Annotated in this window: 20 protein-coding genes; 12 read left to right on the forward strand and 8 right to left on the reverse strand. The window is 72.3% G+C overall.

The window, feature by feature from the left end; translation table 11 throughout:
* The first annotated feature begins 293 nt into the window (after nt 1-293).
* The 4 genes from ABD296_RS38960 (at nt 294) to ABD296_RS38975 (ending at nt 5,803) form a co-directional block, all read left to right on the forward strand.
* Complete coding sequence (locus ABD296_RS38960; RefSeq protein ID WP_344279647.1) at nt 294-518, forward strand: DUF3311 domain-containing protein; 225 nt, start codon at nt 294-296, stop codon at nt 516-518.
* Between the two features lie 3 nt (nt 519-521).
* The gene (mctP, locus tag ABD296_RS38965; protein WP_344279650.1) at nt 522-2,132 is read left to right on the forward strand and encodes a monocarboxylate uptake permease MctP; all 1,611 of its coding nucleotides are present in this window, start codon (nt 522-524) and stop codon (nt 2,130-2,132) included.
* Nucleotides 2,133-2,516: 384 nt separating this feature from the next.
* Nucleotides 2,517-5,192: a family 20 glycosylhydrolase gene (locus ABD296_RS38970; protein WP_344279653.1), complete on the forward strand. Its 2,676-nt coding sequence runs from the start codon at nt 2,517-2,519 to the stop codon at nt 5,190-5,192.
* A gap of 131 nt (nt 5,193-5,323) precedes the next feature.
* On the forward strand, nt 5,324-5,803 hold the full coding sequence (locus ABD296_RS38975) for a hypothetical protein (RefSeq protein WP_344279656.1): 480 nt from the start codon (nt 5,324-5,326) through the stop codon (nt 5,801-5,803).
* A 32-nt stretch (nt 5,804-5,835) separates the two neighbouring features.
* Here ABD296_RS38975 and ABD296_RS38980 read toward each other — a convergent pair whose 3' ends face one another.
* The 5 genes from ABD296_RS38980 to ABD296_RS39000 form a co-directional block, all read right to left on the reverse strand.
* Nucleotides 5,836-6,297, reverse strand: a complete 462-nt coding sequence (locus ABD296_RS38980; RefSeq protein ID WP_344279659.1) for a phosphomannose isomerase type II C-terminal cupin domain — start codon at nt 6,295-6,297, stop codon at nt 5,836-5,838.
* Nucleotides 6,294-6,950: a TetR family transcriptional regulator gene (locus tag ABD296_RS38985; RefSeq protein ID WP_344279662.1), complete on the reverse strand. Its 657-nt coding sequence runs from the start codon at nt 6,948-6,950 to the stop codon at nt 6,294-6,296. Before ABD296_RS38985 ends, ABD296_RS38980 begins: the two co-directional genes overlap by 4 nt.
* A gap of 211 nt (nt 6,951-7,161) precedes the next feature.
* Nucleotides 7,162-8,391, reverse strand: a complete 1,230-nt coding sequence (locus tag ABD296_RS38990) for an acyl-CoA dehydrogenase family protein (RefSeq protein ID WP_344279665.1) — start codon at nt 8,389-8,391, stop codon at nt 7,162-7,164.
* A 111-nt stretch (nt 8,392-8,502) separates the two neighbouring features.
* Nucleotides 8,503-9,486, reverse strand: a complete 984-nt coding sequence (locus tag ABD296_RS38995; protein ID WP_344279668.1) for a glucosyl-3-phosphoglycerate synthase — start codon at nt 9,484-9,486, stop codon at nt 8,503-8,505.
* Between the two features lie 136 nt (nt 9,487-9,622).
* The gene (locus tag ABD296_RS39000) at nt 9,623-11,059 is read right to left on the reverse strand and encodes a helix-turn-helix domain-containing protein (protein ID WP_344279671.1); all 1,437 of its coding nucleotides are present in this window, start codon (nt 11,057-11,059) and stop codon (nt 9,623-9,625) included.
* Nucleotides 11,060-11,209: 150 nt separating this feature from the next.
* Here ABD296_RS39000 and aceA point away from each other — a divergent pair, with 150 nt between their 5' ends.
* The 5 genes from aceA to ABD296_RS39025 all read left to right on the forward strand — a co-directional run bounded on the left by aceA (nt 11,210) and on the right by ABD296_RS39025 (nt 16,955).
* Nucleotides 11,210-12,493, forward strand: coding sequence for an isocitrate lyase (gene aceA, locus ABD296_RS39005; protein ID WP_344279674.1), 1,284 nt, complete (start codon nt 11,210-11,212; stop codon nt 12,491-12,493).
* Nucleotides 12,494-12,684: 191 nt separating this feature from the next.
* Nucleotides 12,685-14,199 carry a M1 family metallopeptidase gene (locus ABD296_RS39010; protein ID WP_344279677.1) on the forward strand — a complete coding sequence of 505 codons (1,515 nt, stop codon included), beginning with the start codon at nt 12,685-12,687 and terminating at the stop codon, nt 14,197-14,199.
* A gap of 155 nt (nt 14,200-14,354) precedes the next feature.
* Nucleotides 14,355-15,143, forward strand: coding sequence for an ABC transporter permease (locus tag ABD296_RS39015; RefSeq protein ID WP_344279681.1), 789 nt, complete (start codon nt 14,355-14,357; stop codon nt 15,141-15,143).
* Nucleotides 15,144-15,165: 22 nt separating this feature from the next.
* On the forward strand, nt 15,166-15,951 hold the full coding sequence (locus ABD296_RS39020; protein ID WP_344279737.1) for an ABC transporter permease: 786 nt from the start codon (nt 15,166-15,168) through the stop codon (nt 15,949-15,951).
* Nucleotides 15,952-15,974: 23 nt separating this feature from the next.
* On the forward strand, nt 15,975-16,955 hold the full coding sequence (locus ABD296_RS39025; RefSeq protein ID WP_407061562.1) for an ABC transporter ATP-binding protein: 981 nt from the start codon (nt 15,975-15,977) through the stop codon (nt 16,953-16,955).
* On the opposite strand, the gene ABD296_RS39030 is transcribed toward ABD296_RS39025, so the two are convergent.
* Together ABD296_RS39030 and ABD296_RS39035 are read right to left on the reverse strand one after the other, a co-directional pair.
* Entirely contained in the window at nt 16,904-17,569 is a 666-nt protein-coding gene (locus tag ABD296_RS39030) for a response regulator (protein ID WP_344279687.1), read from the reverse strand. The genes ABD296_RS39025 and ABD296_RS39030 overlap by 52 nt on opposite strands.
* 68 nt (nt 17,570-17,637) lie before the next feature.
* Entirely contained in the window at nt 17,638-19,257 is a 1,620-nt protein-coding gene (locus tag ABD296_RS39035; protein WP_344279690.1) for a sensor histidine kinase, read from the reverse strand.
* A gap of 158 nt (nt 19,258-19,415) precedes the next feature.
* Between ABD296_RS39035 and ABD296_RS39040 the strand changes: the two genes are divergently transcribed.
* The 3 genes from ABD296_RS39040 to ABD296_RS39050 all read left to right on the forward strand — a co-directional run bounded on the left by ABD296_RS39040 (nt 19,416) and on the right by ABD296_RS39050 (nt 22,336).
* Nucleotides 19,416-20,273 carry an ABC transporter ATP-binding protein gene (locus ABD296_RS39040; protein WP_344279693.1) on the forward strand — a complete coding sequence of 286 codons (858 nt, stop codon included), beginning with the start codon at nt 19,416-19,418 and terminating at the stop codon, nt 20,271-20,273.
* Nucleotides 20,263-21,198: an ABC transporter permease gene (locus ABD296_RS39045; protein WP_344279696.1), complete on the forward strand. Its 936-nt coding sequence runs from the start codon at nt 20,263-20,265 to the stop codon at nt 21,196-21,198. The genes ABD296_RS39040 and ABD296_RS39045 overlap by 11 nt, the downstream gene beginning before the upstream one ends.
* Nucleotides 21,199-21,283: 85 nt before the next feature.
* Nucleotides 21,284-22,336, forward strand: a complete 1,053-nt coding sequence (locus ABD296_RS39050; protein ID WP_344279699.1) for an ABC transporter substrate-binding protein — start codon at nt 21,284-21,286, stop codon at nt 22,334-22,336.
* Nucleotides 22,337-22,448: 112 nt separating this feature from the next.
* On the opposite strand, the gene ABD296_RS39055 is transcribed toward ABD296_RS39050, so the two are convergent.
* The gene (locus ABD296_RS39055) at nt 22,449-22,934 is read right to left on the reverse strand and encodes a hypothetical protein (protein WP_344279702.1); all 486 of its coding nucleotides are present in this window, start codon (nt 22,932-22,934) and stop codon (nt 22,449-22,451) included.
* Nucleotides 22,935-23,138 lie beyond the last annotated feature (204 nt).

Consider the following 23,138-nt stretch of genomic DNA (forward strand, 5'->3'; position numbering starts at 1 on the left):
CGCGCTCCGCCCCGGCGGGCAGGCCCGCTCCGCTCGCTGCGCTCGCTCCGCGTTCCTGCCCGTGGCGGCGGCTGAGGTTCGGGCTCCGGGGTGGGGATTCAGCCAGGCGCGCGGCCTTGGCGAGTTGGGGGGCTGAGCTGGGGGTTCGGGTCGTGGAACGGTCCAGCCCAGTCGTGCCGCAGCTGATATCGGGCTGTTACCGCGCCTGGATAGCCTGTCCCGGTTTCACCCCCTGGCACGGCCCGTCTCGCGATCCGGGCGGGCCGCGCGCCGCACGCACGAGGAGGATCCCCTTGGCCTCGCAAGACCCGCCGGAGCCGGCCGCGCGCTCCGACCGCAGCCCGTGGAACTGGCTGCTGGTGGTTCCCGTCGTCGTCCCGCTGCTGACGTTCCTGTTCAACGACGACGGCCCGCGGCTCGCCGGGTTCCCGGCCTTCTACTGGATCCAGTTCGCCTTCATCCCGCTCGGCGTCGCCTGCACCGTCATCGTGTACCTGATGACCCGGAAGAAGGACTGACCCATGGCGCACGGGCACACGACCGAAATGGTCGTCTTCGTGGTGCTGTTCCTCCTGGTCAGCGGGCTGGGATTCGTCGCCGCCCGGTGGCGGCGGCCGGACAGCATGCACTCGCTGGACGAGTGGGGCCTCGGCGGCCGCAGCTTCGGCAGCTGGATCACCTGGTTCCTGATCGGCGGCGACCTCTACACCGCCTACACCTTCGTCGCCGTCCCCGCGCTGGTGTTCGGCGCGGGCGCGGCCGGGTTCTACGCCGTCCCCTACACGATCGTCGTCTACCCGCTGGTGTTCCTCGTGCTGATCCGGCTCTGGTCGGTGTCGCACGTGCACGGCTTCGTCACCCCGGCGGACTTCGTCCGGGCCCGGTTCGGCTCGCCGACGCTGGCGCTCGCCATCGCGATCACCGGCATCGTCGCCACGATGCCCTACATCGCGCTGCAGCTGGTCGGCATCCAGGCCGTGCTGAAGACGATGGGCGTGAACGGGCACTGGCCGCTGATCATCGCGTTCATCGTGCTGGCGGCCTACACCTACCAGTCCGGGCTGCGCGCGCCGGCGCTGATCGCCTTCGTCAAGGACGTGCTGATCTACCTGGTGATCATCGTGGCGGTGCTGTACATCCCCTCCAAGCTCGGCGGCTGGGGTGACGTCTTCGACGCGGCGCAGGCCAAGTTCGCCAAGTCCCCCGCGCCGACCGACGGCGTGCTGCTGAACGGCACCAACCAGCTGAACTACGCGATGCTCGCGCTCGGCTCGGCGCTGGCGCTGTTCCTCTACCCGCACAGCGTCACCGGCGTGCTGGCCAGCAAGAACCGCAACGTGATCAAGCGGAACATGGCGGCGCTGCCGGCCTACAGCTTCGTGCTCGGGCTGATCGCCCTGCTCGGCTTCATGGCGATCGCCGCGGGCGTCAAGCCGGTCGTCACCGACGGCAGCCCCGACACCAACACCGTGGTGCCGCTGCTGTTCGACCACATGTTCCCCGACTGGTTCGCGGGCGTGGCCTACGCCGCCGTCGGCATCGGCGCGCTCGTCCCGGCGGCGATCATGTCGATCGCGGCGGCGAACCTGTTCACCCGCAACATCTACAAGGAGTACCTGAAGAAGGACGCGACCGAGAAGCAGGAGGCGCTGGTCAGCAAGCTGGTGTCGCTGGTGGTCAAGGTCGGCGCGGTGCTGTGCATCCTGGTGCTGGACCCGCAGTTCTCCATCGACCTGCAGCTGATCGGCGGCGTCATCATCCTGCAGACGCTGCCGTCGGTGGGGCTCGGCCTGGTCACCCGCTGGTTCCACCGCGGCGCGCTCATCGCCGGCTGGGCGGCGGGGCTGATCACCGGGCTGTGGATGCTGTACGACATCCCGAACCCGGCCAAGCACAAGGCGCACTTCGGCGGCTCGGCGTTCCAGCTGAGCGACCTCGGCCTGGACACCGACAAGACGGTCTACGTCGGCATGCTCGCGCTGGCCGTCAACGTGATCGTCGCGGTGGTGGCGACCCTGGTCTTCCGGGCGGCCAAGGTCGAGGACGGCGCGGACGCCACCCGCGAGGCCGACTACCTGGCCGACCAGGGCGACCCGAAGGTCACGGACCTGGAGCTGTCCAGCAGCACCTGATCCCGGCCCGTTCCGGATCCCTCCGGCCCGCGACGCATCACGCGTCGCGGGCCGGTTCCGTGTGCGCGCCCCGCGTCAAGGCGGGGGCGGCGTCCGGGTCCGGTCGGCGGACGCTGCCTGCGCGTTCGCCGATGGCCGGATCAGGCGCCGGGACCCCGGGAATCGAACAGGTTACTTTCCTGTCCATGCCGCTGCGATCAACGCCGATCCGGCCCCGGGACGGCCCGCCGTCCACCGCGTCCGCCGCACCGCCGCGTTCCGCGCGCCCGCCCCGCTCGCGTGCGCCCGTTCACCGGCCCGCCCGGTCCCTCCGGTTCCTCCCCCGAAACCAGGAGAGCGGTACTCGCAGCATGAAGATCAGTTCCCGATGCCCGCGACCTTCTGATGACCTACCAGCCGGTCGACCACACCGTCGCCGACGCGGTCTACTACCGCGCGCGGCTGACCCTCGACGAGGACCGCCGATGTGCGCTCCCCGCCGCGGGCTGGGCGATGTACTTCAACGCGGTCCGGCAGCCCGCAGCGGTCCTTGCGGGCGCGACGGGCGAGACCGGCCGCAAGCAGCTCGCCGACCAGGGGCTGACCGTGGCCCGGGCGGACGCGGCGCAGAGCGGCGACTTCTACACGCTGAAGCCGGCGGCCGGGTTCAAGCCCGTCGGGCCGGGCGAGCACCGTGCCATCGACATCGACTTCGAGCTGTGGGCCGTGCAGAAGACCGACGGCCCGGCCGGCTGGACGCTCGCGTACGGCGGCAGCAGACCCGCATGGATGCCGGCGAAGACGGTGCTGGACCCGACCGACCCCAAGCAGACCACGGCGTTCTCCGGCGACAAGCGCCCCGTCCAGACGGCGGCGACGCGGTACGCCGAGAACACCTCGCCGAAGCAGGACCTCACGCTGCGGCAGAGCATCGTGCCGCAGCCGCTGTCGGCCACGGCGTCCGGCGGGACGGCGGCGGTCGGCGGCGGATCCCGGATCTCGGCCCCGCGCACGCTGAGCCGCGAGGCGGGCTACCTGCGGTCCGCACTGCGCGACGTCACGGGCGGGCAGGGCGCGCCGATCACGCTCGCCGTGGACCCGAGGCTCGACGCCGACCATGACGGCAAGCCCGACGCCGAGGGCTACACGCTGGACGCGACGGCCGCAGGCGTGCGGATCACCGGCGCCGACGCGGCGGGCGTGCTGCACGGCGTCCAGACGCTGCGGCAGATGATCCCCGCGGACACTTACAAGGCCGCCGCGTCGGGGCATCGCCCGCGCACCGCCGAGGTGCCGCGCGCGACGATCATCGACGCCCCGCTGTTCGGCTACCGCGGCATGGAGATCGATGTCTCCCGGCACTTCGCGAGCAAGGAGACCGTCGAGAAGTTCCTCGACCTGATGAGCTTCCTGAAGCTCGACAAGCTGCACCTCAGCCTGACCAACGACGAGGGCTGGCGGCTGCAGATCCCCGGGCTGCCCGAGCTGACGGACTTCGGCTCCAAGCGGGCGTTCGACCTGAAGGAGACGGGCGCGCTGCACCAGGGCATGGGGTCGGCGAACGACCTCGGCGACGGCGACGGCATCAGCGGGAAGCCGCGAAGCCAGACGGAGGCGAACCTCGGCCGCAGGCCCGCCTACCAGGGCTTCGAGCAGGACGTGCAGAACTTCGTCGGCGACGGCACCGGCTACTACACCGTCGGCGATTTCCAGGAGATCCTCCGGTACGCCGACACCCGGCACATCGAGGTGATCCCGGAACTGAACTTCCCGGCGCACGCCCGCGCGGCCGTCCAGTCGATGGAACGCCGCTACCAGAACACCCGCGACGGGACGTACCGGCTGCTCGACCCCGCCGACACCAGCCACCACGTCAGTACGCAGTACTACACCGACAACCTCGCGAATCCGTGCCTGGCGAGCACCTACACCTTCCTGGAGAAGGTCGCCGGCGAGGTCGCGAAGATGTACAAGGGCGCGCACGTGCCGCTCGGCGAGATCAACCTCGGCGGCGACGAACCGCCCGGCCCGCCGGACGGCTGGTGGTCCCGGTCGCCCGCCTGCAGGAACGGCGCGGACACCGCCGGCAAGTCCGGCGAGCAGCTGAAGGAGCTGTTCTTCACCCGCTGGAACGACATCGCGCACAGGTTCACACCGCGGACCGCCGGGTGGGAGGACGTCACCGACCCGACCACCTCGTTCCGGCTCAAGGGGTTCACGCCGCTGCCGTGGCAGAACGTCTGGGGCTGGGGACGCGAGGACTGGGCGTACCGGTTCGCCAACGAGGGCACCCCGGTCGTCCTCGCGCACGCCACGAACCTCTACATGGACCTCGCCTACAACAAGGATCCCGACGAGCCCGGCTACTACTGGGCGAACTACGCCGACGAGAAGAGCACGTTCACCTACCAGCCGTTCGACGTGTACGCCAACGCCACGCAGGACCGCTGGGGCAACCCCATCACGCCCAGCCCGTCCTGGCCGAGGCTCACTCCTGAGGGCAGGAAGAACATCCTCGGGATGGAGGCCCAGCTGTGGGGTGAGAACGGCATGACGCCGCAGATCCGCGAGTACCAGGCATTCCCCAAGCTGCTCGGCGTCGCCGAGCGCGCCTGGAACCGCGACACGCCGGCGCCGGACGAGATGGGCGCCGCGTGGAACGTCTTCACCAACACGCTGGGCCAGAAGACGTTGCCGCTGCTGTCGTTCTACAAGCCGGTCGGGCTGCGCGACACCGGCGTGAACTACCGCGTCCCGCTGCCGGGCGCGCGGATCTCCGGTGGCACGCTCACCGCGAACGTCCGCGACCCGGGCCTGGCCGTCGAGTACTCCACGGACGGCGCGCGCTGGCTGCCCTACCGGGGGCCCGTGAAGGTCGGCGCGACCGCGCTGACCCGCACCCGCAGCGCGGACGGCCGCACCAGCCGCCTGTCGCCCGTCGGCCTGCCCCACTGGCAGGCCGGCACGTCCTACCGGCCCGGCGACCTGGTCAATTACCAGGGCGAGATCTACCGGGCGGTCCGTTCCGGGAGCGGGGCGGAGCCCGACCTCTCCCCCGGCCACTGGACGCTCCTGCAGTAGCCGCGTTGCACCGGGTGCCCGGCCGTCCGGCGCAGGAGGCGGCCGGGCATCCGGGCCGGCGGACGCCAAGAGTCGGCAAAGACGGCGAGTGCCGCGCCTTGGGCGGGCGGCCCGCCGGGCATCATCCGCCTGTGAGAGCCATCGTGCGCGCCGGGCTGGTGCCCGGCGCCGTCGTGTGCGGCGCGATCGCCTGCGGTGCCGGGCCCGCGGCCCTCGCGGCCGGGCCGGTCGTCACGCCGGCCCGCGCCCGGCCCGGCGAGACCGTGGCGGTGTCCGGCGCGTGCCCGGCAGGCGACCGGGGCGTCCGCGTGACCGGCGCCGCGACCGGCGAGGGCGCGGTGCGGGCCGGCCGGTTCCGCGTCGAGGCGCGGGTGACCGGGGAGACCGGGCGCCGGCCCGTGACGGTCAGGTGCGTCCCGTCCGGACGGGCCGGGCGCGCGTCGCTGGAGGTGCGGCGGCCGCACCGTCCCCGCCCGCACGGCTGGGCCATGGGCGGCGGGGACCAGCTCGACGTGCCGTGGACCTCGGTGGCGCTGGTGCTGGTGGCGGGCGCCGCGGGCACCGGCGCCGCGGCGCTCGTGCGGTCCCGCTTCCGCCGGACGCGCGGCTGACCCGCACGCCCGGGCGCGCCCGGGCGCCGGGGTCAGGCGCGGCCGTAGGCGTCCTCGAGCCGCTCGATGTCGTCCTCGTCGAAGTGCCCGAACGCGATCTCCATGACCCGCACCGCGGGGCCGTCCGAGCCCAGCCGGTGGGTCTCCCCGGCCCGGATCAGCACCCGCTCGCCCACCTCGGGCAGCGTCCGGCGGCCGGCGACCTCGAACACCGCGCCGGGGTCGAGGGCGACCCACAGCTCGTCGCGGTCCCGGTGCCGCTGCAGGCTCAGCCGCTGCCCGGGCTCCACGTGGATGATCTTGACGGTGGACGGCTCGTTCAGCGTGAACTGCTCGAAGCCGCCCCACGGGCGGCGCTCGGTCAGCACCGCGGGCTCGGGCCGCCCGCCGCCGCGCACGGGCGCGTCGGTCTGCGCGGGCGCGTCGTCCTGCGCGCGGGCGTCGGTCTGCACGGGCACGTCGGTCTGCACGGGCACGTCGGTCTGCACGGTCACCTCGGGGATCGCGGGTCGGGGGACAACTGCGGGACGCGGGCGCCGGACGCGGCCGCCGGCAGCCCGCCGAGGACGAGGTCGGCGAGGCCGTCGACCACGGCCTCCCGGGGCACCTCGTCGGCCTGGTCGAGCCACCAGTCGCCGGCCGTCTGCACCATGCCGACGATCGCGTGGCCCCACACGTAGGCGCGGGTGCGGTCCGCCATCTCCCCCTCGGCGATCATCACCTCGGCCAGCTCCCGGCTCACGTCGCGGATCATGGTGCTCATCGCGCTGTGCGTGGCGGTGTCCTCCGCGCTCGCCCGGTGCATCAGGAAGCGGTAGAGGTTGAGGTTCTTGGAGATCGTCGCCAGATAGGTGTCGATGGTGGACCTGGTGCGCGCGCGGATCGTGTCGTCCCGGGAGAACTCCTCCCGGATGCCCTCGATCAGCTTGCGCGTGTGCCGCTCGGCGAGCGCCTGGTACAGCCCGCTCTTGTCGCCGAAGTGGCGGTAGAGGATGGGCTTGCTGATGCCCGCCTCGGCGGCGATCGCGGCCATCGACGCCTCGGGGCCCTCGCGCTGGATGACCCGGTCGGCCGCCTCCAGCAGGGCACGCCGGCGGCCGGGATCGCGCCTGGATCCCGGTGCCCGCCCGCCCGCCTCGCCCGTCATGGTGCGATCACCGTAGCCGGGCGGTGCGGGCGGGACGCGCGGGGGTCCGGGTGAACGGCGGGCGTGCGGGCATGCACCGAACGGTATCCGCGGGTGTTACCCGGTGACAACACCCGCCGGCCTGCGCGGGGTCCGCGGAGGGCGGGGGCGGGGGCGGGCGGGAGCGCGGTCCCGGCCCGCCCGTGCCGGTCCCCTCCGGCGCGCGGGCCCGTCAGCGGACCGGCAGGCCGGTGACGGTGCGGCCGATGACCAGGCGCTGGATCTCACTGGTGCCCTCGAAGATCGTGAAGATCTTGGAGTCGCGGTGCATCCGCTCGACCGGGTACTCGCGGGTGTAGCCGTTGCCGCCGAGGATCTGGATCGCCTCCTCGGTGACGTACACCGACATCTCGCTGGCCATGAGCTTGGCCATCGAGCCCTCGGCGTTGTCGAAGTCCTTGCCGTTGCGCGCCATCCACGCGGCCCGCCACACCATCAGGCGGGCGGCGTCCAGCCGGGTCTTCATGTCGGCCAGCTTGAAGGCGATGGCCTGGAAGTCGCCGATCTTCTTGCCGAACTGCTCGCGCTCCTGCGCGTACTGCAGGGCGTAGTCGTAGGCGGCGCGGCCGACGCCGAGGGCCATCGCGCCGACGGACGGGCGGGTGGTCTCGAACGTCTTCATCGCGGCCTGGCCCTTGGAGCGCTTGCCCTCGCGGGACCGCGCGATGCGCTCGTCGAACTTCTCCTTGCCGCCGACGATCAGGTGGCTCGGAACGCGCACGTCGTCCAGGACGACCTCGGCGGTGTGCGAGGCGCGGATGCCGTGCTTCTTGAACTTCTGGCCCTGCTTGAGCCCCGGGGTGTTCGGCGGGACGATGAAGCTGGCCTGCCCGCGGCTGCCCAGGTCGGGGTGGACCGAGGCGACCACGACGTGGACGTCGGCGATGCCGCCGTTGGTCGCCCAGGTCTTGGTGCCGTTCAGCACCCACTCGTCCTTGGCCTCGTCGAAGACGGCGCGGGCCCGGATGGAGCCCACGTCGCTGCCCGCGTCGGGCTCGGAGGCGCAGAACGCGCCGAGCTTGACGTCGTCGGTGGTGCCGAACATCTGCGGCACCCACTCGGTCACCTGCTCGGGGGTGCCGACGGCGGCCACGGAGGCGGCGGCGAGGCCGGTGCCGACGATGGACAGCGCGATGCCCGCGTCGCCCCAGAACAGCTCCTCGAAGGCGACCGGGATGCCGAGCCCGGTGGGCTCCAGCCACTGGGTGGCGAAGAAGTCCAGGGAGTAGATCCCGACCTTGGACGCCTCCTGGATCAGCGGCCAGGGCGTCTCCTCCCGCTCGTCCCACTCCTCGGCGGCGGGGCGGATGACGTCCTTGGCGAACTCGTGCACCCAGTCCCTGACCTCGCGCACGTCCTCGCTGAGCTCCAGCGAGAACGGCGTGGACTCCGCGCTCGTCATGTAATTGACCCTTTCTCCAATATCCGCGTGTTACCAACGGTAGCAGGACGAAGTGCTACCGCGGGTAACACCGTGGCCGGAGTCACAGCCGAAACGGGTGCGCGGCCCGGTTCAGCCGCGGCCGGAGGAGAAGGAGCGCGCGTCGGCGTACCCGGGCACCTCGATCATCGGCGGCCGCTCGCCCACCCCGACGTCGCTGGTCCGCGCGTCGTGCCCGGCGGCGGAGCGGCGGAACTGGGTGAGCGCGGTGGCGGGCGCGCCGAGCGGGATCATCCGGCCGTGCCGCTCCAGCCGCGACCAGGCGGTCAGCATGATCTGGCCGGACATGGCGCCGAGCGCCTCGGTGGACTGGTGCGCGTGCACCCGGCGGCCGAGGTCGACCTGCGCGATCGCGTCGAGCCCGGCGTCCTGGTAGACGTCCAGCAGCAGGCCGAGCTCCACGCCGTAGCCGGTGACGAACGGCAGCCGCTCCAGCAGCGCGCGGCGCCCCGCGTACTCGCCGCCGAGCGGCTGCATGACGCCGGCGAGCAGCGGCCAGTGCAGGTTGATCAGCGGACGGGCGACCAGCTCGGTGACCCGGCCGCCGCCGCCCTCGACCCGCCGCTCCCCCTCGATCAGCGGACGGTCGTAGCAGCCCTTCACGTAGCCGACGGACGGGTCGGTCAGCAGCGGCCCGAGCAGCCCCGTCACGTAGGACGAGGTGAACCCGCGCAGGTCGGCGTCCACGAACACGATCAGGTCGCCGGACGTGGCGGCGAGCGACTTCCACAGCGCCTCGCCCTTGCCGGACATGCGGCCGTGCCCGGGCAGCACGTCGTCCTGCGCGACGACCTCGGCGCCGGCCGCGGCGGCCACCGCGGCGGTCCGGTCGGTGGACCGGGAGTCCACCACGACGATCTCGTCGACCAGCGGGACCCGCTCCATCAGCTCGGTGCGGACGGCGGCGACGATCGCGCCGACGGTCGCCTCCTCGTCACGCGCGGGCAGCACGACGCTGATCCCGGCGCCGCCCTTGGCGTCCAGCAGGACGTGCGCCGGCCAGTCCCCGGCCGTGCTCGTGCGGCGCCGCAACCACGAAGCGACCTCTGGCAGCACGCGCTCTCCCTCCCGTGCGGACGGTCCCGCGACCGGCCCTCACCATGAGGAAACACCGGACACGTCCAGATCATTCACCGTCCGCGCGGCGAGCGGGCAGCCGACCCGGAGAGTTGACACGGACGCAACACGCCCGTCACTCGGCGGCGTGCTTGTCCAGGAACTCGTAGACGTCCGCGTCGTCCACCCCGGGGAACGCCCCGGGCGGCAGCACCGACAGCACGTGCGAGTGCGCGCGGGCCGACGGCCAGGCCATCCCCTCCCAGCGCTCGGACAGCTCCTTGGGCGGGCGCTGGCAGCAGTCGCCGTCCGGGCAGGCCGACTTGACCCGGCGGGTGGTCTCCCGGCCGCGGAACCAGCGCGAGTCCTCGAACCGGACGCCGAGCGTGATCGCGAAGTCGCGCTCGTGGCTGGGGTCGATGTGCGACAGGCACCAGTAGGTGCCCTTCGGGGTGTCGGTGTACTGGTAGTAGACGGAGAAGCGGTCCGCGGCGCCGAACACGTGCCGGCCGGCCCACTCGCGGCACATCCGCTGGCCCTCGATCGCGCCGTCCTCGTCCTGCGGGAACGCCAGGCCGTCGTTGGCGTAGGCCTTGTAGATCGTGCCGTTCTCGTCGTTCTTGGTGAAGTGCAGCTGCAGCCCGAGGTGGTGGGTCGCGATGTTGGTGAAGCGGTGCGCGGCCATCTCGTAGGAGACGGAGAACACGTCGGCGAGGTCCTCCACCGACAGCTCCCGGGCGTCCTTTGCCTCCTGGAGGAACGGCACGACGCTGCGCTCGGGCATCAGGATCGCGGCGCCGAAGTAGTTGGCCTCGACGCGCTGGCGCAGGAAGTCGGCGAAGTCGCGGGGCTGGTCGTGGTCCAGCGCGATGTGCCCGAGCGTCTGCAGCAGGATCGTGCGGGGCGTGTGCATGCCGAGCTGCTCGCGCTCCAGGTAGATCCGCCGGTTGCGCAGGTCGGTGACGGACCGGACGGAGCGCGGCAGATCCTGGACGTACTGCAGGCTGAAGCCGAAGTGCCCGACCAGGGTCATCAGCATGCCCTGGGAGACCGCGCCGCCCCGGTAGCCGACCGCGTCGAGGGTCAGCGCGGCGACCTTCTCGATCTCGCCGAAGTAGTTGCCGCGCTCGTGCATCTGGCGGCGCAGCTCGGCGTTGGCCTTGCGCGCCTCCTCCGGGCTCGCGGTCGGCTTGGTCCGGCTGCGCTTCAGCTCCCCGTACAGCGCGAGGATGTGCTCGATCACCTCGTTCGGCATCCGCTTGCCGACCTTGAGGTGCGACAGCCCGAGCGTGCGGTACAGCGGGTCGCGCTGCGCCTCCTCGAGCTGGATCTCCAGCTGCGCGCGGCGGCTGGGCGGCTGGCGGCGCAGCAGCTCCTCCACCGGGCACTCCAGCGCGGCGGCGAGGGACTGCAGCAGCGACAGCTTGGGCTCGCGCCGGCCGTTCTCCAGCAGGGACAGCTGGGACGGGGCGCGGCCGACGCGCTCGCCGAGGTCCGACAGCGTCATGCCGCGGCCGCGCCGCAGGTGCCGGAGGCGCTGCCCGAAGGTGACGAGGTCGACGTCACTCGTCAAGTTGAGGGGTTCTTCTGGCCGCAAGGTCGTCACGGCTTCATCATAGCGGAAATTTCGCGATTCTTCTGTTACTCGCGAGTTCATTAAGGGGTTGCGGCCGGGGCATAGTCATGACCAAGCACCCAGGGGACGACACAGAAGGGCAAGACGATGAGCGAAAGTCGCCTCAAGGGCGCAGCCGAGGAGCTGCAGCGGCAGTGGGAGACCGACGAGCGCTGGAAGGGCGTCGAGCGGACCTACTCCGCCGAGGACGTCGTCCGGATCCGCGGCTCGGTCCAGGAGGAGCACACCCTCGCGCGCCTCGGCGCCGAGCGGCTCTGGAAGCTCCTGCACGAGGAGGACTACGTCCACTCCCTCGGCGCGCTCACCGGACTCCAGGCCGTCCAGCAGGTGAAGGCCGGGCTCAAGGCCATCTACCTGTCCGGCTGGCAGGTCGCGGCCGACGCCAACCTGGCGGGCCAGACCTACCCCGACCAGAGCATCTACCCGGCGAACTCGGTCCCGGCCGTCGTGCGCCGGATCAACAACGCGCTGCTGCGCGCCGACCAGGTCCAGTGGGCCGAGGGCGAGGGCGACACGCACTTCCTCGCCCCGATCGTGGCCGACGCCGAGGCCGGCTTCGGCGGCGTGCTGAACGCCTTCGAGCTGATGAAGGGCATGATCGCCGCCGGCGCCGCGGGCGTGCACTGGGAGGACCAGCTGGCCTCCGAGAAGAAGTGCGGCCACCTCGGCGGCAAGGTCCTCATCCCGACCTCGCAGCACATCAAGACCCTGAACACCGCCCGCCTCGCGGCGGACATCTCCAACGTGCCGTCCCTGATCATCGCGCGGACCGACGCCGAGGCCGCGACCCTGATCACGACGGACGTGGACGAGCGCGACCGCGAGTTCACCACCGGCGAGCGCACCGCCGAGGGCTTCTACCGCGTCCGCAACGGCATCGAGCCGTGCATCGCCCGCGCCAAGGCCTACGCGCCGCACGCCGACCTCATCTGGATGGAGACCGGCACCCCGGACCTGGAGCAGGCGCGCAAGTTCGCCGAGGCGGTCAAGGCCGAGTACCCGGACCAGATGCTGGCCTACAACTGCTCGCCGTCCTTCAACTGGAAGGCGCACCTGGACGACGCGACCATCGCCAAGTTCCAGCGCGAGCTCGGCCACATGGGCTTCAAGTTCCAGTTCATCACGCTGGCCGGCTTCCACGCGCTCAACTACGGCATGTTCGACCTGGCGCACGGCTACGCCCGCGAGGGCATGACGGCCTACGTCGAGCTGCAGGAGCGCGAGTTCGCGGCGGCCGAGAAGGGCTTCACCGCGGTCAAGCACCAGCGCGAGGCCGGCACCGGCTACTTCGACATGGTGAGCACCGCGATCAGCCCGGACTCCTCCACCACCGCGCTGAAGGGCTCCACCGAGGAGGGCCAGTTCCACTGAGCCGCTCCGTGAGCCGGTCCGGCCGTCAGGCCTGATCCCCCCGAGCAGAAGGCCCCCGCGTCCCTACACCCGCGGGGGTCTTCTGGCGTCCGGACCAAGATCGGTCAATTCTGCGGACAAGTCTCGACATCTACCGATATTGGGGGCATCGTAAGCACGCTTGTGATCACTCAAGGGAGAGGATCCATCCGATGGCGCAGCGCCACCCCCGCTTCCATCCGTTCCGGGCGACCCCCGGACGCACGCTCCCGATCGCCGTCGCCGCCCTCTGCGTCGTCGCGCTCGCCCCCTCCGCGTCCGCCGCCGCGCGCCACGACCGCTACACCCCCGGATCGGAGGGCGTCGGAGACGCCTACTTCCCGCTCGAGGGCAACGGCGGCTACGACGCCCGGAACTACTCGCTCGACCTGACCTACGACCCGCAGTACGACCAGCTCGACGGCGTCGTCACCATGACCGCGCGGGCCACGCAGGACCTGTCGAGCTTCGACCTGGACCTGTCCGGCATGGACGTCCGGCGCGTCAAGGTCGACAAGCACAAGGCCGACTACAAGCGGCGCGGCCAGGAGCTGGTCATCACGCCGCGCAAGGGCCTGCGCAAGGGCGCGACGTTCACCACCGTCATCACCTACGGCGGCGTCCCGCAGACGATCGTGGGCTCCCCGATCGTCTTCGGCTCCCCCTACGGCTTCCTGCACACCCCGGACGGCGCGTTCGTCGGCGACGAGCCCAACGGCGCGTCCACCTGGTTCCCGGTGAACGACCACCCGAGCGACAAGGCCACCTACGACTTCACGATCACGGTGCCGAAGGGCCTGACCGTGGTCGCCAACGGCCTGCCCGACGGTCGGCGCGACGAGAGCGCGACGTTCAGCCGCCGCGCCGCCGCCACCGCGGCCAGCACCTTCAAGTGGCGCGAGCGCTACCCGATGGCCAGCTACCTCGCCACCATCGACATCGGCAAGTGGGACGTCAAGCAGGGCAAGTCGCCCGGCGGCATCAACAACTACACCGCCGTCGACCCGGTCCTGCTGGCCGACCAGCCGGACGCGGTGAACTTCTTCTTCGACACCACCAGCGAGGCCACCGACCTGTGGTCGAAGCTGTTCGGCAAGTACGCCTTCGAGACGACCGGCGCGATCGGCGACGACGCCCGCTACAACGGCGAGCCGCTCGGCTTCTCCCTGGAGACGCAGAGCAAGCCGGTGTACTCCGCCGTCCGCAACACCTCCACGATCGCGCACGAGCTGGCGCACCAGTGGTTCGGCGACGCGGTCTCGCCCCAGCGCTGGAAGGACGTCTGGCTGAACGAGAGCTTCGCGACCTTCGCGCAGTGGTACTGGAGCGAGAAGCACGGCGGCGCCACCGTCCACGACCAGGCCCGCACCACCTACAACTCGCGGCCGTTCCCGGACCCGGCGGGCCGCCCGTTCTGGTCGGTGGTGACCGCCGACCCGCAGCGCGACACGATGTTCAACCAGCGGGTCTACAGCGGCGGCGGGATGGCGCTGGAGTTCCTGCGCGAGAAGATCGGTGACGACAGGTTCTTCACGCTGCTGAGCACCTGGTACGCCCAGCACAAGTACGGCAACGGCAACACCGAGCAGTTCACCGCCCTGGCCCAGAAGGTCTCCGGCCAAGACCTGACCCAGTTCTTCAAGGACTGGCTGTACTCCCCGATCAAGCCCGACCTCCCGCAGGGCTGACCCGGCACGACATCATCGACTTGCGGCGAGTCGTCGTTATGGCGGTGCTCATAACGACGACTCGCCGCAAGTGAACGTCGTTCGGGTGGACGGCCGGCGGGCACTGTGCGAAATTACGTGGTCGCCGGGGCGGAACCTGTCTAGGCTCCCGGCGAGTGGGCGTCCTTCCGTGGGTGTGGTGGTACGGGTTCCGCCGCCACGCCGCCTACCCGCTCGGGTCCCTGGCCGAGTCGCTGACCAACACCGCGTTCGGCTTCATCCGCGCCTACGTCCTGCTGGCGCTCTGGCACGCCCGTCCCGCGCTCGGCGGCTACGACGCGGCCGACGCCGTCACGTTCTGCTTCATCACCCAGGCGCTGATCGGGCCGGTGCAGATCTTCGGCGGGATGGACCTCACCGAGCGGATCCGCAACGGCGACGTCGCGATCGACCTGCACCGGCCGGTCGGGCTCCAGGGCTGGTGGCTCGCCGAGGACCTCGGCCGCGCCGCCGGGTCGCTGCTGCTGCGCGCCGGGCCGCCGCTGGCGGCGGGCGCGCTGATGTTCCCCTTCCACTGGCCCGGTCCGATCGGGCTCGCCGCGTTCGCGGCGGCGGTCGCGCTGGGCGCCCTGGTGAGCTTCTCGATCCGCTACCTGGTGGCGCTCGGGATGTTCTGGCTGCACGACGACCGCGGCCTGAACGCGGTCACGCTGGTGATGTCGCTGTTCTTCTCCGGGATGATCCTGCCGCTGGTGGTCTTCCCCGGGCGGCTCGGCGACATCGCCCGCGCGCTGCCCTGGTCGGCGCAGATCCAGGTGCCGGCGGACGTCTTCCTCGGCCGCCGCACCGGCGCCGGGCTGCTCGGCGCGCTGGCGTTCCAGGCGGGGTGGGCCGCCGCCCTGCTCGCCGCCGGGTGGCTGCTGACCCGCGCGGCGCGGCGCAGGCTGGTGGTGCACGGTGGCTGACCGGGGAGCCGGGCCGGTGCGGATGTACGCGCTGCTGGCGTGGACGTGGCTGCGGGCGGCGGCCCAGTTCCCGGTGTCGATGGTGCTGCTGGCGCTGGCGACCGCGGTCGTCAGCGGCCTGGACGCGGTGGCGATCGTGGTGCTGTTCTCCCGCGCGCCCCGCATCGCCGGGTTCACCGCGCCCGAGGTGCTGTTCCTGTACGGGACCAGTGCCCTGTCGTTCGCGATCAGCGACATCGGCCTCGGCACGACCGAGCAGCTCGGCGAGCGGGTCCGGCTCGGCACGCTGGACGCGGTGCTGGTGCGGCCGGTCAGCCCGCTGATCCAGATCGCGACCGAGCAGTTCTCGCCCCGCCGGCTCGGCAAGCTCGTCCCGGCGGTGACCGTCCTCGCGCTCGCGCTGCCCCGGCTGGACGGGCCGTGGACGCCGGGGCGGGTCGCGATGGTCCCGCTGATGGTGGCGTCCGGGACGGCGATCTTCGCGGGGCTGTGGGTGCTGACGGCGGCCGTGCAGTTCGTGGTCGTCGACGGCCACGGCGCCGCCAAGTCGCTCACCTACGGCGGCGCGTTCCTGACGCAGTACCCGATGACGATGTTCGCCCGCGACTTCGTGCGCGGGGTGACCTTCGTCGTGCCGCTGGCCTTCGTCAACTGGCAGCCGGCGCTGTACGTCCTGGACCGGCCGGACCCGCTGGGCCTGCCGGCGGCGGCCCGCTTCGCCTCCCCCGCCGTCGGCGCCGCGCTGTGCGCCGCGGCGGCGGTGGCCTGGCGGGCGGGGATCAGGCACTACCGATCGACGGGGAGCTGAGCGCGATGACCGGGGCCGAGCCGATGATCGAGGCGGCGGACGTGGTGAAGACCTTCACCGTCCGGACCCGCTCCGGCGTGCTGCGGCGCGGCCGCACGACGCTGCGCGCGGTGGACGGCGTCTCGTTCGCCGTCCGGCCCGGCGAGTTCGTCGGCTACCTCGGGCCGAACGGCGCGGGCAAGTCGACCACCATCAAGATGCTGACCGGGATCCTCACCCCCTCGTCCGGCGCCCTGCGGGTGTGCGGGCTGGACCCGTCGCGCCGCCGGACGGCCCTCGCCCGCCGGATCGGCGTGGTCTTCGGGCAGCGCACGACGCTGTGGTGGGACCTGCCGCTGCGCGACAGCCTCGCCCTCGTCCGGCGGCTGTACCGGGTCGACGCGGCGGCGCACCGGGCGCGGCTGGCGGAGCTGACCGCGCTGCTGGAGCTGGAGCCGTTCCTGCACACGCCGGTGCGGCAGCTCAGCCTCGGCCAGCGGATGCGCGGCGACCTGGCCGCCGCCCTGCTGCACGACCCCGAGCTGCTGGTGCTGGACGAGCCGACGATCGGGCTGGACGTGGTGAGCAAGACGACCGTCCGCGACTTCCTGGAGCGCACCAACCGCGAGCGCGGCACCACGATCCTGCTGACCACGCACGACCTCGGCGACATCGAGCGGCTCTGCCGCCGCGTCATGATCATCGACCGCGGCCGGCTCGCCTACGACGGCGGGCTGGACGAGCTGCGCCGCACCGTGGACGCCGACCGCACGCTGGTGGTCGAGCTGGCCGAACCGGCGCCGCCGATCGTCCTCGGCGGGATCGAGGCCGACCGGGTGGAGGGGACGCGGCAGTGGCTGCGGGTGCCGCGCGAGGAGAACGCCGCCGCGCTGGTGGCGGCGCTCGCGCAGCGCTACGAGGTCCGCGACATCTCGCTGCGCGAGGCGGGCATCGAGGAGGTCCTCGCCGGGCTCTACCGCGGCGACCACGCGTACTGGTGCTCGGGGCGGCCCGTCGCGCCGTAGCGCAGCGTCACCACGACCCTGCCGGCCTGGGCGAGCCCGGCGAGGTAGCGCTGCGCGGTGGCGCGGGAGATCCCGACCAGGTCGGCGACCTCCGCCGCCGAGCGCGGCTCGTCCGCCGCCCGCAGCGCCTCGGTGATCAGCCGCGTGGTCACCGGCGACTGGCCCTTGGGCGCGGCCGGCTCGGCGTGCAGCGGCGCGTACAGGGTGCGCAGCGCGCCGTCGAGCGCGGCCTGGGACAGCTCGCTCCCCCCGGCCAGCGCCGACCGGTACCGGGCGTAGGCCGTGAGCCGCTCGCCGAGGGCCGCGGCGGTGAACGGTTTGATCAGATAGTGCAGCGCGCCGCCCGCGAGCGCCTCCCGGACCACGCCGGGGTCCGCCGCCGCCGTCGCCATGATCACGTCCGCGGCCAGCTCGGGCAGCAGCGACAGGCCCGGCTCGTCCGGCAGGTAGACGTCCAGCAGCACGAGGTCGGGCTCCAGCTCGGCGGCCATCGCGCGCGCCTGCGCGGCCGTGTGCGCGAGCCCCCGGACGGCGAAGCCCGCCAGGCCCGCCACGAACCCGGCATGGACCTGCGCCACACGGAAGTCGTCGTCGACCACGAGGACACCGATCACCGCACCACCCCCGCGCCCCGTCACCGCGGCGCCTCCGCGCCCGCTCACCGCGGCGCCTCCGCGCCCCGTCATCGTGGCGCCTCCGCGCCGAGGACCCCGGGCAGGCGGGCGACCGCGACCGCGCCAGACCCGCCGCCGCCCGGGTCGACGAAGGAGACGTCGCCGCCGCGGGCGCGGGCGGTGCTGCGCGCGAGCCCGAGGCCGAGGCCCCGCGCCCGGCCGCCGGCCGCGTCGCGCGTGGACACCCCGTCGTCGAACACGGCCTCGCGCAGCCCCTCCGGCAGCCCGTCGCCGGAGTCGGCGACGGTGGCGTGCAGGTCGCGGCCGTCGCCGAGCAGCTCCACCTCGACGCGGGCGGGACGCCGGCGGCCCAGCCGGGCGGCCTCGACGGCGTTGTCGACGAGGTTGCCGACGACCGTCGTCACGTCCAGCGGCTCGGCGACCCGGCCGGGCACGTAGCTGGCGGAGCCGACGTCCAGCCGGACGCCCTTCTCGGCGGCGACCGCCGACTTGGCCGCCAGGAACGCCCGCAGGTAGGGGTCGGTGAGCGGGTCCGGCTGCTCGTCCGCCTCCGGCGGCCGGCCCACCGCGTCCTCCATCAGCGTGCCGAGGTACCCGGCGGCCTCCTCGGCGTGCCCGAGCTGGAGCAGCCCGGACAGGGTGTGCAGGCGGTTGGCGTACTCGTGCCGCTGCGCGCGCAGCGCGTCGAACAGGGTGCTGACCGAGTCCAGCTCGCGGGCGAGGGTCTCCAGGTCGGTGCGGTCCCGCAGGGTGACGACGGCGCCGAGGTCGCGGCCGTCGCGGCTGACCTCGCGCCGGTTCACCACCAGCACCCGCTCCCCCGCGGTGACGAACAGGTTGGACGCCTCGCGCCGCCCGGCCAGCACGTCGCGCAGCGCGCCCTCGGGGGCGAGGCCGGCGGCGTCCGCGCCGTGCTCGGGCGTGGCACCGAGGAGCCGGGACGCCTCGTCGTTGCAGACGGCCACGCGGCCCGCGGGGTCGACCGCCACGACGCCCTCGCCGACGCCGTGCAGGACCGCCTCCCGCTCCTGGACCAGCTCCACCAGCTCGTACGGTTCCAGGCCGAGCGTCTGGCGCTTCAGCCGGCGGCCGATCGCGGCGGACGCCAGCACGCCGAGCAGCACCGCCCCGGCGATGAACAGCGTGAGGTCGCGCAGGAGGTGGTCGAGCTCCCGGTCGATCGCGCCGGCGTCGAACCCGACACTGACCTCGCCGAGGATGCCGCCCTGCGCCCCGTACAGCGGGACCTTGCCGCGCGCGGACAGGCCGAGGGTGCCGCGCTCGACGTTGACGACCTCGTGCCCGGCCAGCGCCGCGGACGGGTCGGTGCTCACCCGCCTGCCGACCTCGGACGGCGTCGGGTGCGAGTAGCGGATACCGTGCCGGTCGGTCACCACGACGAACAGCGCGCCGGTGCGGATCCGGACGCGCTCGGCGCGGTCCTGGACGACGTGCCCGGGATCGCCCGCGGCCACGGCGGCGTCGATCTGCGGGTCGACGGCGACTGCGCGCGCGACGGTGAGGGCCCGCTGGCCGTACTGGTCGCGCAACTCGCCGTCGAGCATCCAGGCGACCAGCCCGTAGCCGAGGCAGGCCACGACGACGACCACGACCACCTGCAGGATCAGCACCTGCCGGGCGAACGGGATGCGGGGCCGGACGGACATGCCCCGCACCGTAGACCACGACGGGCGCCGCCGCCCAGACCCCGGCGAGCAAAATGAGCAGAAGTGCAGAATACGCGCTCAACGTGGGGATTCGCGGCTTGCGAGCACATCGCGGGCAAGGGTTCCGGTGACGCGGGCCACATCCCTACCGTTCCGCCATGCCCAAGCGAGCAACCACCCCACAAGACGCGGACGGCGGCCGCGCGAGCGCGGGCGGCGACGCCGTCATCGAACTGCGGGGCGCCACCAAGCGCTTCCGCTCGTCAGGCGGCGTGCACACCGCGGTCCGCGACCTGAACATGACCGTCCGCGCCGGCGAGTTCGTCGCCGTGGTCGGGCCGACCGGCTGCGGCAAGTCGACCACCCTGTCCCTGGTGTCCGGCCTCGAACCGGCGTCGGAGGGCCGGGCGCTGGTGCACGGCCGGCCGGTCGACGGCATCCCAGACGGCGTCGGCTACATGTTCCAGAACGACGCCGTCCTGCCGTGGCGGACCGTCCTGGACAACGTCGCGGCCGGCCCCCGCTACCGCGGCGCGTCCAGGCGCGAGGCCCGCGAGCGCGCCCGCGGATGGGTCGAGCGGGTCGGCCTCGCCGGCTTCGAGGGCTACTACCCGCACCAGCTGTCCGGCGGGATGCGCAAGCGCGTCGCGCTCGCCCAGACGCTGGTCAACGAGCCGTCGGTGCTGCTGATGGACGAGCCGTTCTCGGCGCTGGACGTGCAGACGCGCGGCCTCATGCAGGACGAGCTGCTGCGGCTGTGGTCGGGGTCGGGCGCGGCGGTCGTGTTCGTCACCCACGACCTGGAGGAGGCGATCGTCCTGGCCGACCGGGTCGTGGTGATGACGGCCGGGCCGGCGACGATCAAGGGCGCGTTCGCGGTGCCGCTGGAGCGGCCGCGCGACGCCGAGGAGGTCAGGCTCACCAGCGGGTTCCTGGACATCTACCGGGAGGTCTGGGACTCGCTGCGCGAAGAGGTCCAGATCACCCGCGAGAGGGGTGCCGGTCATGCCGCGTGAACCGGAGACCGCGCAGACTGCGCAGCTCACGGAGGCGGACGGCGCCGCCGTGCCCGCCGACGGCACCGCCCCGGCCGGCGTGCCGGGCGGGCGGGGCGAGACGGCGGCGATCGCGCGGATGCGGTCGGCGGGGCTGCGCCGCAGGCTCGGCGTCAACGGCGTCCGCGTCCTGCTGGTCGCGGCGTGGCTCGGCTCCTGGGAGCTCACGGCGCGCACCTGGATCGACCCCTTCTACTACTCCATGCCGTCCAAGATCTGGGACCGGCTCGTCGGCTGGTTCACCGACGGCACGTCGCAGGGCTCGATCTGGGAGCAGATCTCCTACACCCTGCAGGAGGCGGTGGCCGGGTTCGTGCTCGGCGCCGCCGGCGGCGTGGTGCTCGGCATCGTGCTCGGCCGCAGCCGCTACCTGTCGGACGTGTGCGCGCCGTTCATCAAGGCGGTGAACGCGATCCCGCGCATCATCCTGGCCTCGCTGTTCATCATCTGGTTCGGGCTCGGCATGGAGTCCAAGATCGCGACGGCGTTCGTGCTGGTGTTCTTCGCGGTGTTCTTCAACGCCTTCCAGGGCGCCCGCGAGGTGGACCGGAACCTGGTGAACAACGCGCGGATCCTCGGCGCCGGGCGGCTCCAGGTGCTGTGGACGATCGTGGTGCCGAGCGCCACCTCGTGGATCCTGGCGTCCCTGCACTCGGCGTTCGGGTTCGCCATCATCGGCGCGATCGTCGGCGAGTACACCGGCGCCGACAAGGGCCTCGGCCTGCTCATCAACCACTCCCAGGGCGTGTTCGACTCGGCCGGGATCTACGCCGGGATGATCATCATCACGGTGCTGGCCCTGCTCGCCGAATGGCTGCTCACCATCCTCGAGGGCCGGCTGCTGCGCTGGCGCCCGCCGGCCGCCGGGGCCGACGCGCAGATCTGACCGGATCCCCCCGCCGCGGGCCCGTCCCCCGCGCCTCGGTGCCCGGCTCCACCCCCACACCCCCCGCACGACCAGGAGAACCACCATGCGCACCACCACCCCCATGCGGGCGACCGCCGCCGCGGTCGCCGCCCTCACCGCCCTGTCCCTGTCGGCCTGCCGCGACTCGCGCGGCGGGGGCGGCGGCGGGACCGACGGCGGCACCGTCAAGATCATGGTCGGCGGGATCGACAAGGTCATCTACCTGCCCGCCAAGCTGACCGAGCAGCTCGGCTACTTCAAGGAGCAGGGGCTGAAGGTCCAGCTGCTCACCGAGCCCGCCGGGGCGCAGGCCGAGAACGTCCTCATCTCCGGCGGCGTCCAGGGCGTCGTCGGCTTCTACGACCACTCCATCCAGCTGCAGACCAAGGGCAAGTGCGTGCAGAGCGTCGTGCAGATGGCCGACGTGCCCGGCGAGGCCGAGATGGTCTCGACCGGCAAGGCCGGTTCGCTGACGTCCCCGGCCGGGTTCAAGGGCAAGAAGCTCGGCGTCACCAGCCCGGGCTCGTCCACCGACTTCCTCACCCGGGCGCTGGCCGTCCGCAACGGCGTCAAGACCTCCGACTACTCGACGGTGAAGGCGGGCGCGGGCCAGACGTTCATGTCCACCATGGACAACGGCGGCATCGACGCCGGCATGACGACCGACCCGACGATCGCCAAGCTCGTCAGCACCGGCAAGGCGAAGGTCATGGTCGAGATGCGCACCGAGGAGGGCACCCGCAAGGCGCTCGGCGGCCTCTACCCGTCCAGCTCCCTCTACATGGACTGCTCGTACGTGAAGTCGAACGGCGAGACCGTGCAGAAGCTCGCCAACGCCTTCGTCAAGACGCTCGGCTGGATCAAGCAGCACAAGCCGGCGGAGATCGCGGCGAAGATGCCGGCCGACTACGCGGGCGGTGACCCGAAGCTGTACGAGAAGGCGATCGGCGACTCGATCAGCATGTTCAACGGCGACGGCGTCATGAAGACGGACGCGGCCGAGAACGCCCTCAAGGTGCTGGCGCAGTTCTCGCCCGAGGTGAGCGAGAAGAAGGACGAGATCGACCTGTCGAAGACCTACACCACGCAGTTCGTCACCAAGGCGAAGCAGTCCTGACGGAAGGCCGTCCCCGGAGCGGGGCGGGAAACGCGGGCCGGACCATGCACGGGGGTCCGGCCCGCTTTTTCCGGCTCAAGGTCCGCCGTCGCTTCGCCGCGGCGCGGTCCGGTCAGACGCGCGGTCCGCGGCCGGCGGCGGAGTAGAAGTCCGTGTCGGCGGCCTCGTCGTCGCGGCGGCCGGAGCCCCAGCGGCGGGGCGCCCAGGTCGGGACCAGCAGCGCGAAGCCCATCATCGCGTAGGCCCCCGAGCCGAGCAGCGTGCGCAGCCCGTCGTCCATGTCGCCCGACGGCGGCACCTTGGCGGGCAGGTCCAGGATCCGGCCGGGGTCGACCAGGAAGGCGACCGAGAAGCCGAGCAGCGCCAGCGCCGGCACGAGCGAGACGAGCGGCGACGCCCAGCGCGCCACGATGATCACGCCCATCACCAGGCCGACGGCGGCGAGCAGCGCGAAGGCCCCGTAGATCCGGGTGCGGTCGGTGATCTCCTGGCCGGTCCCGTCGAAGGACTGGCCGCCCTGCACGAAGCCCCAGGCCGCGCCGTACGCGAGGGCCGGGGTCAGCAGGACGCCGAGGAAGAAGCCGAACGCATGGCGCACCGCGCATCACATCCCATCGAACGCGCGCCGTTCCGGTACGCGTCCATCACAACATGCGCACCATGCGCAGCGCAGTAAATCCGGACTTATACGTCGCTTTGGTCGATGACGGGCAGGACGTCCAGGGAATCTTCAGGGAACGTCCAGGAATTCGCCAACCACCCCGCCCGCCCGGGCGTCCAACCCTCAACAAGATCACGTAGG

It is taken from the genome of Actinomadura napierensis (assembly GCF_039529375.1).
GTDB lineage: Bacteria > Actinomycetota > Actinomycetes > Streptosporangiales > Streptosporangiaceae > Spirillospora > Spirillospora napierensis.

Excerpts from the sequence above, each read along its gene's own strand:
- ABD296_RS38990 (WP_344279665.1), bottom strand. The coding sequence starts at position 8,391 with ATGACGAGCGCGGAGTCCACGCCGTTCTCGCTGGAGCTCAGCGAGGAC.
- ABD296_RS39040 (WP_344279693.1), top strand. The coding sequence starts at position 19,416 with ATGCCCAAGCGAGCAACCACCCCACAAGACGCGGACGGCGGCCGCGCG.
- ABD296_RS38970 (WP_344279653.1), top strand. The coding sequence starts at position 2,517 with ATGACCTACCAGCCGGTCGACCACACCGTCGCCGACGCGGTCTACTAC.
- ABD296_RS39045 (WP_344279696.1), top strand. The coding sequence starts at position 20,263 with ATGCCGCGTGAACCGGAGACCGCGCAGACTGCGCAGCTCACGGAGGCG.
- ABD296_RS38985 (WP_344279662.1), bottom strand. The coding sequence starts at position 6,950 with ATGACGGGCGAGGCGGGCGGGCGGGCACCGGGATCCAGGCGCGATCCC.
- ABD296_RS39020 (WP_344279737.1), top strand. The coding sequence starts at position 15,166 with ATGTACGCGCTGCTGGCGTGGACGTGGCTGCGGGCGGCGGCCCAGTTC.
- ABD296_RS39010 (WP_344279677.1), top strand. The coding sequence starts at position 12,685 with ATGGCGCAGCGCCACCCCCGCTTCCATCCGTTCCGGGCGACCCCCGGA.
- ABD296_RS39035 (WP_344279690.1), bottom strand. The coding sequence starts at position 19,257 with ATGTCCGTCCGGCCCCGCATCCCGTTCGCCCGGCAGGTGCTGATCCTG.
- ABD296_RS39025 (WP_407061562.1), top strand. The coding sequence starts at position 15,975 with ATGATCGAGGCGGCGGACGTGGTGAAGACCTTCACCGTCCGGACCCGC.
- aceA (WP_344279674.1), top strand. The coding sequence starts at position 11,210 with ATGAGCGAAAGTCGCCTCAAGGGCGCAGCCGAGGAGCTGCAGCGGCAG.
- mctP (WP_344279650.1), top strand. The coding sequence starts at position 522 with ATGGCGCACGGGCACACGACCGAAATGGTCGTCTTCGTGGTGCTGTTC.
- ABD296_RS39050 (WP_344279699.1), top strand. The coding sequence starts at position 21,284 with ATGCGCACCACCACCCCCATGCGGGCGACCGCCGCCGCGGTCGCCGCC.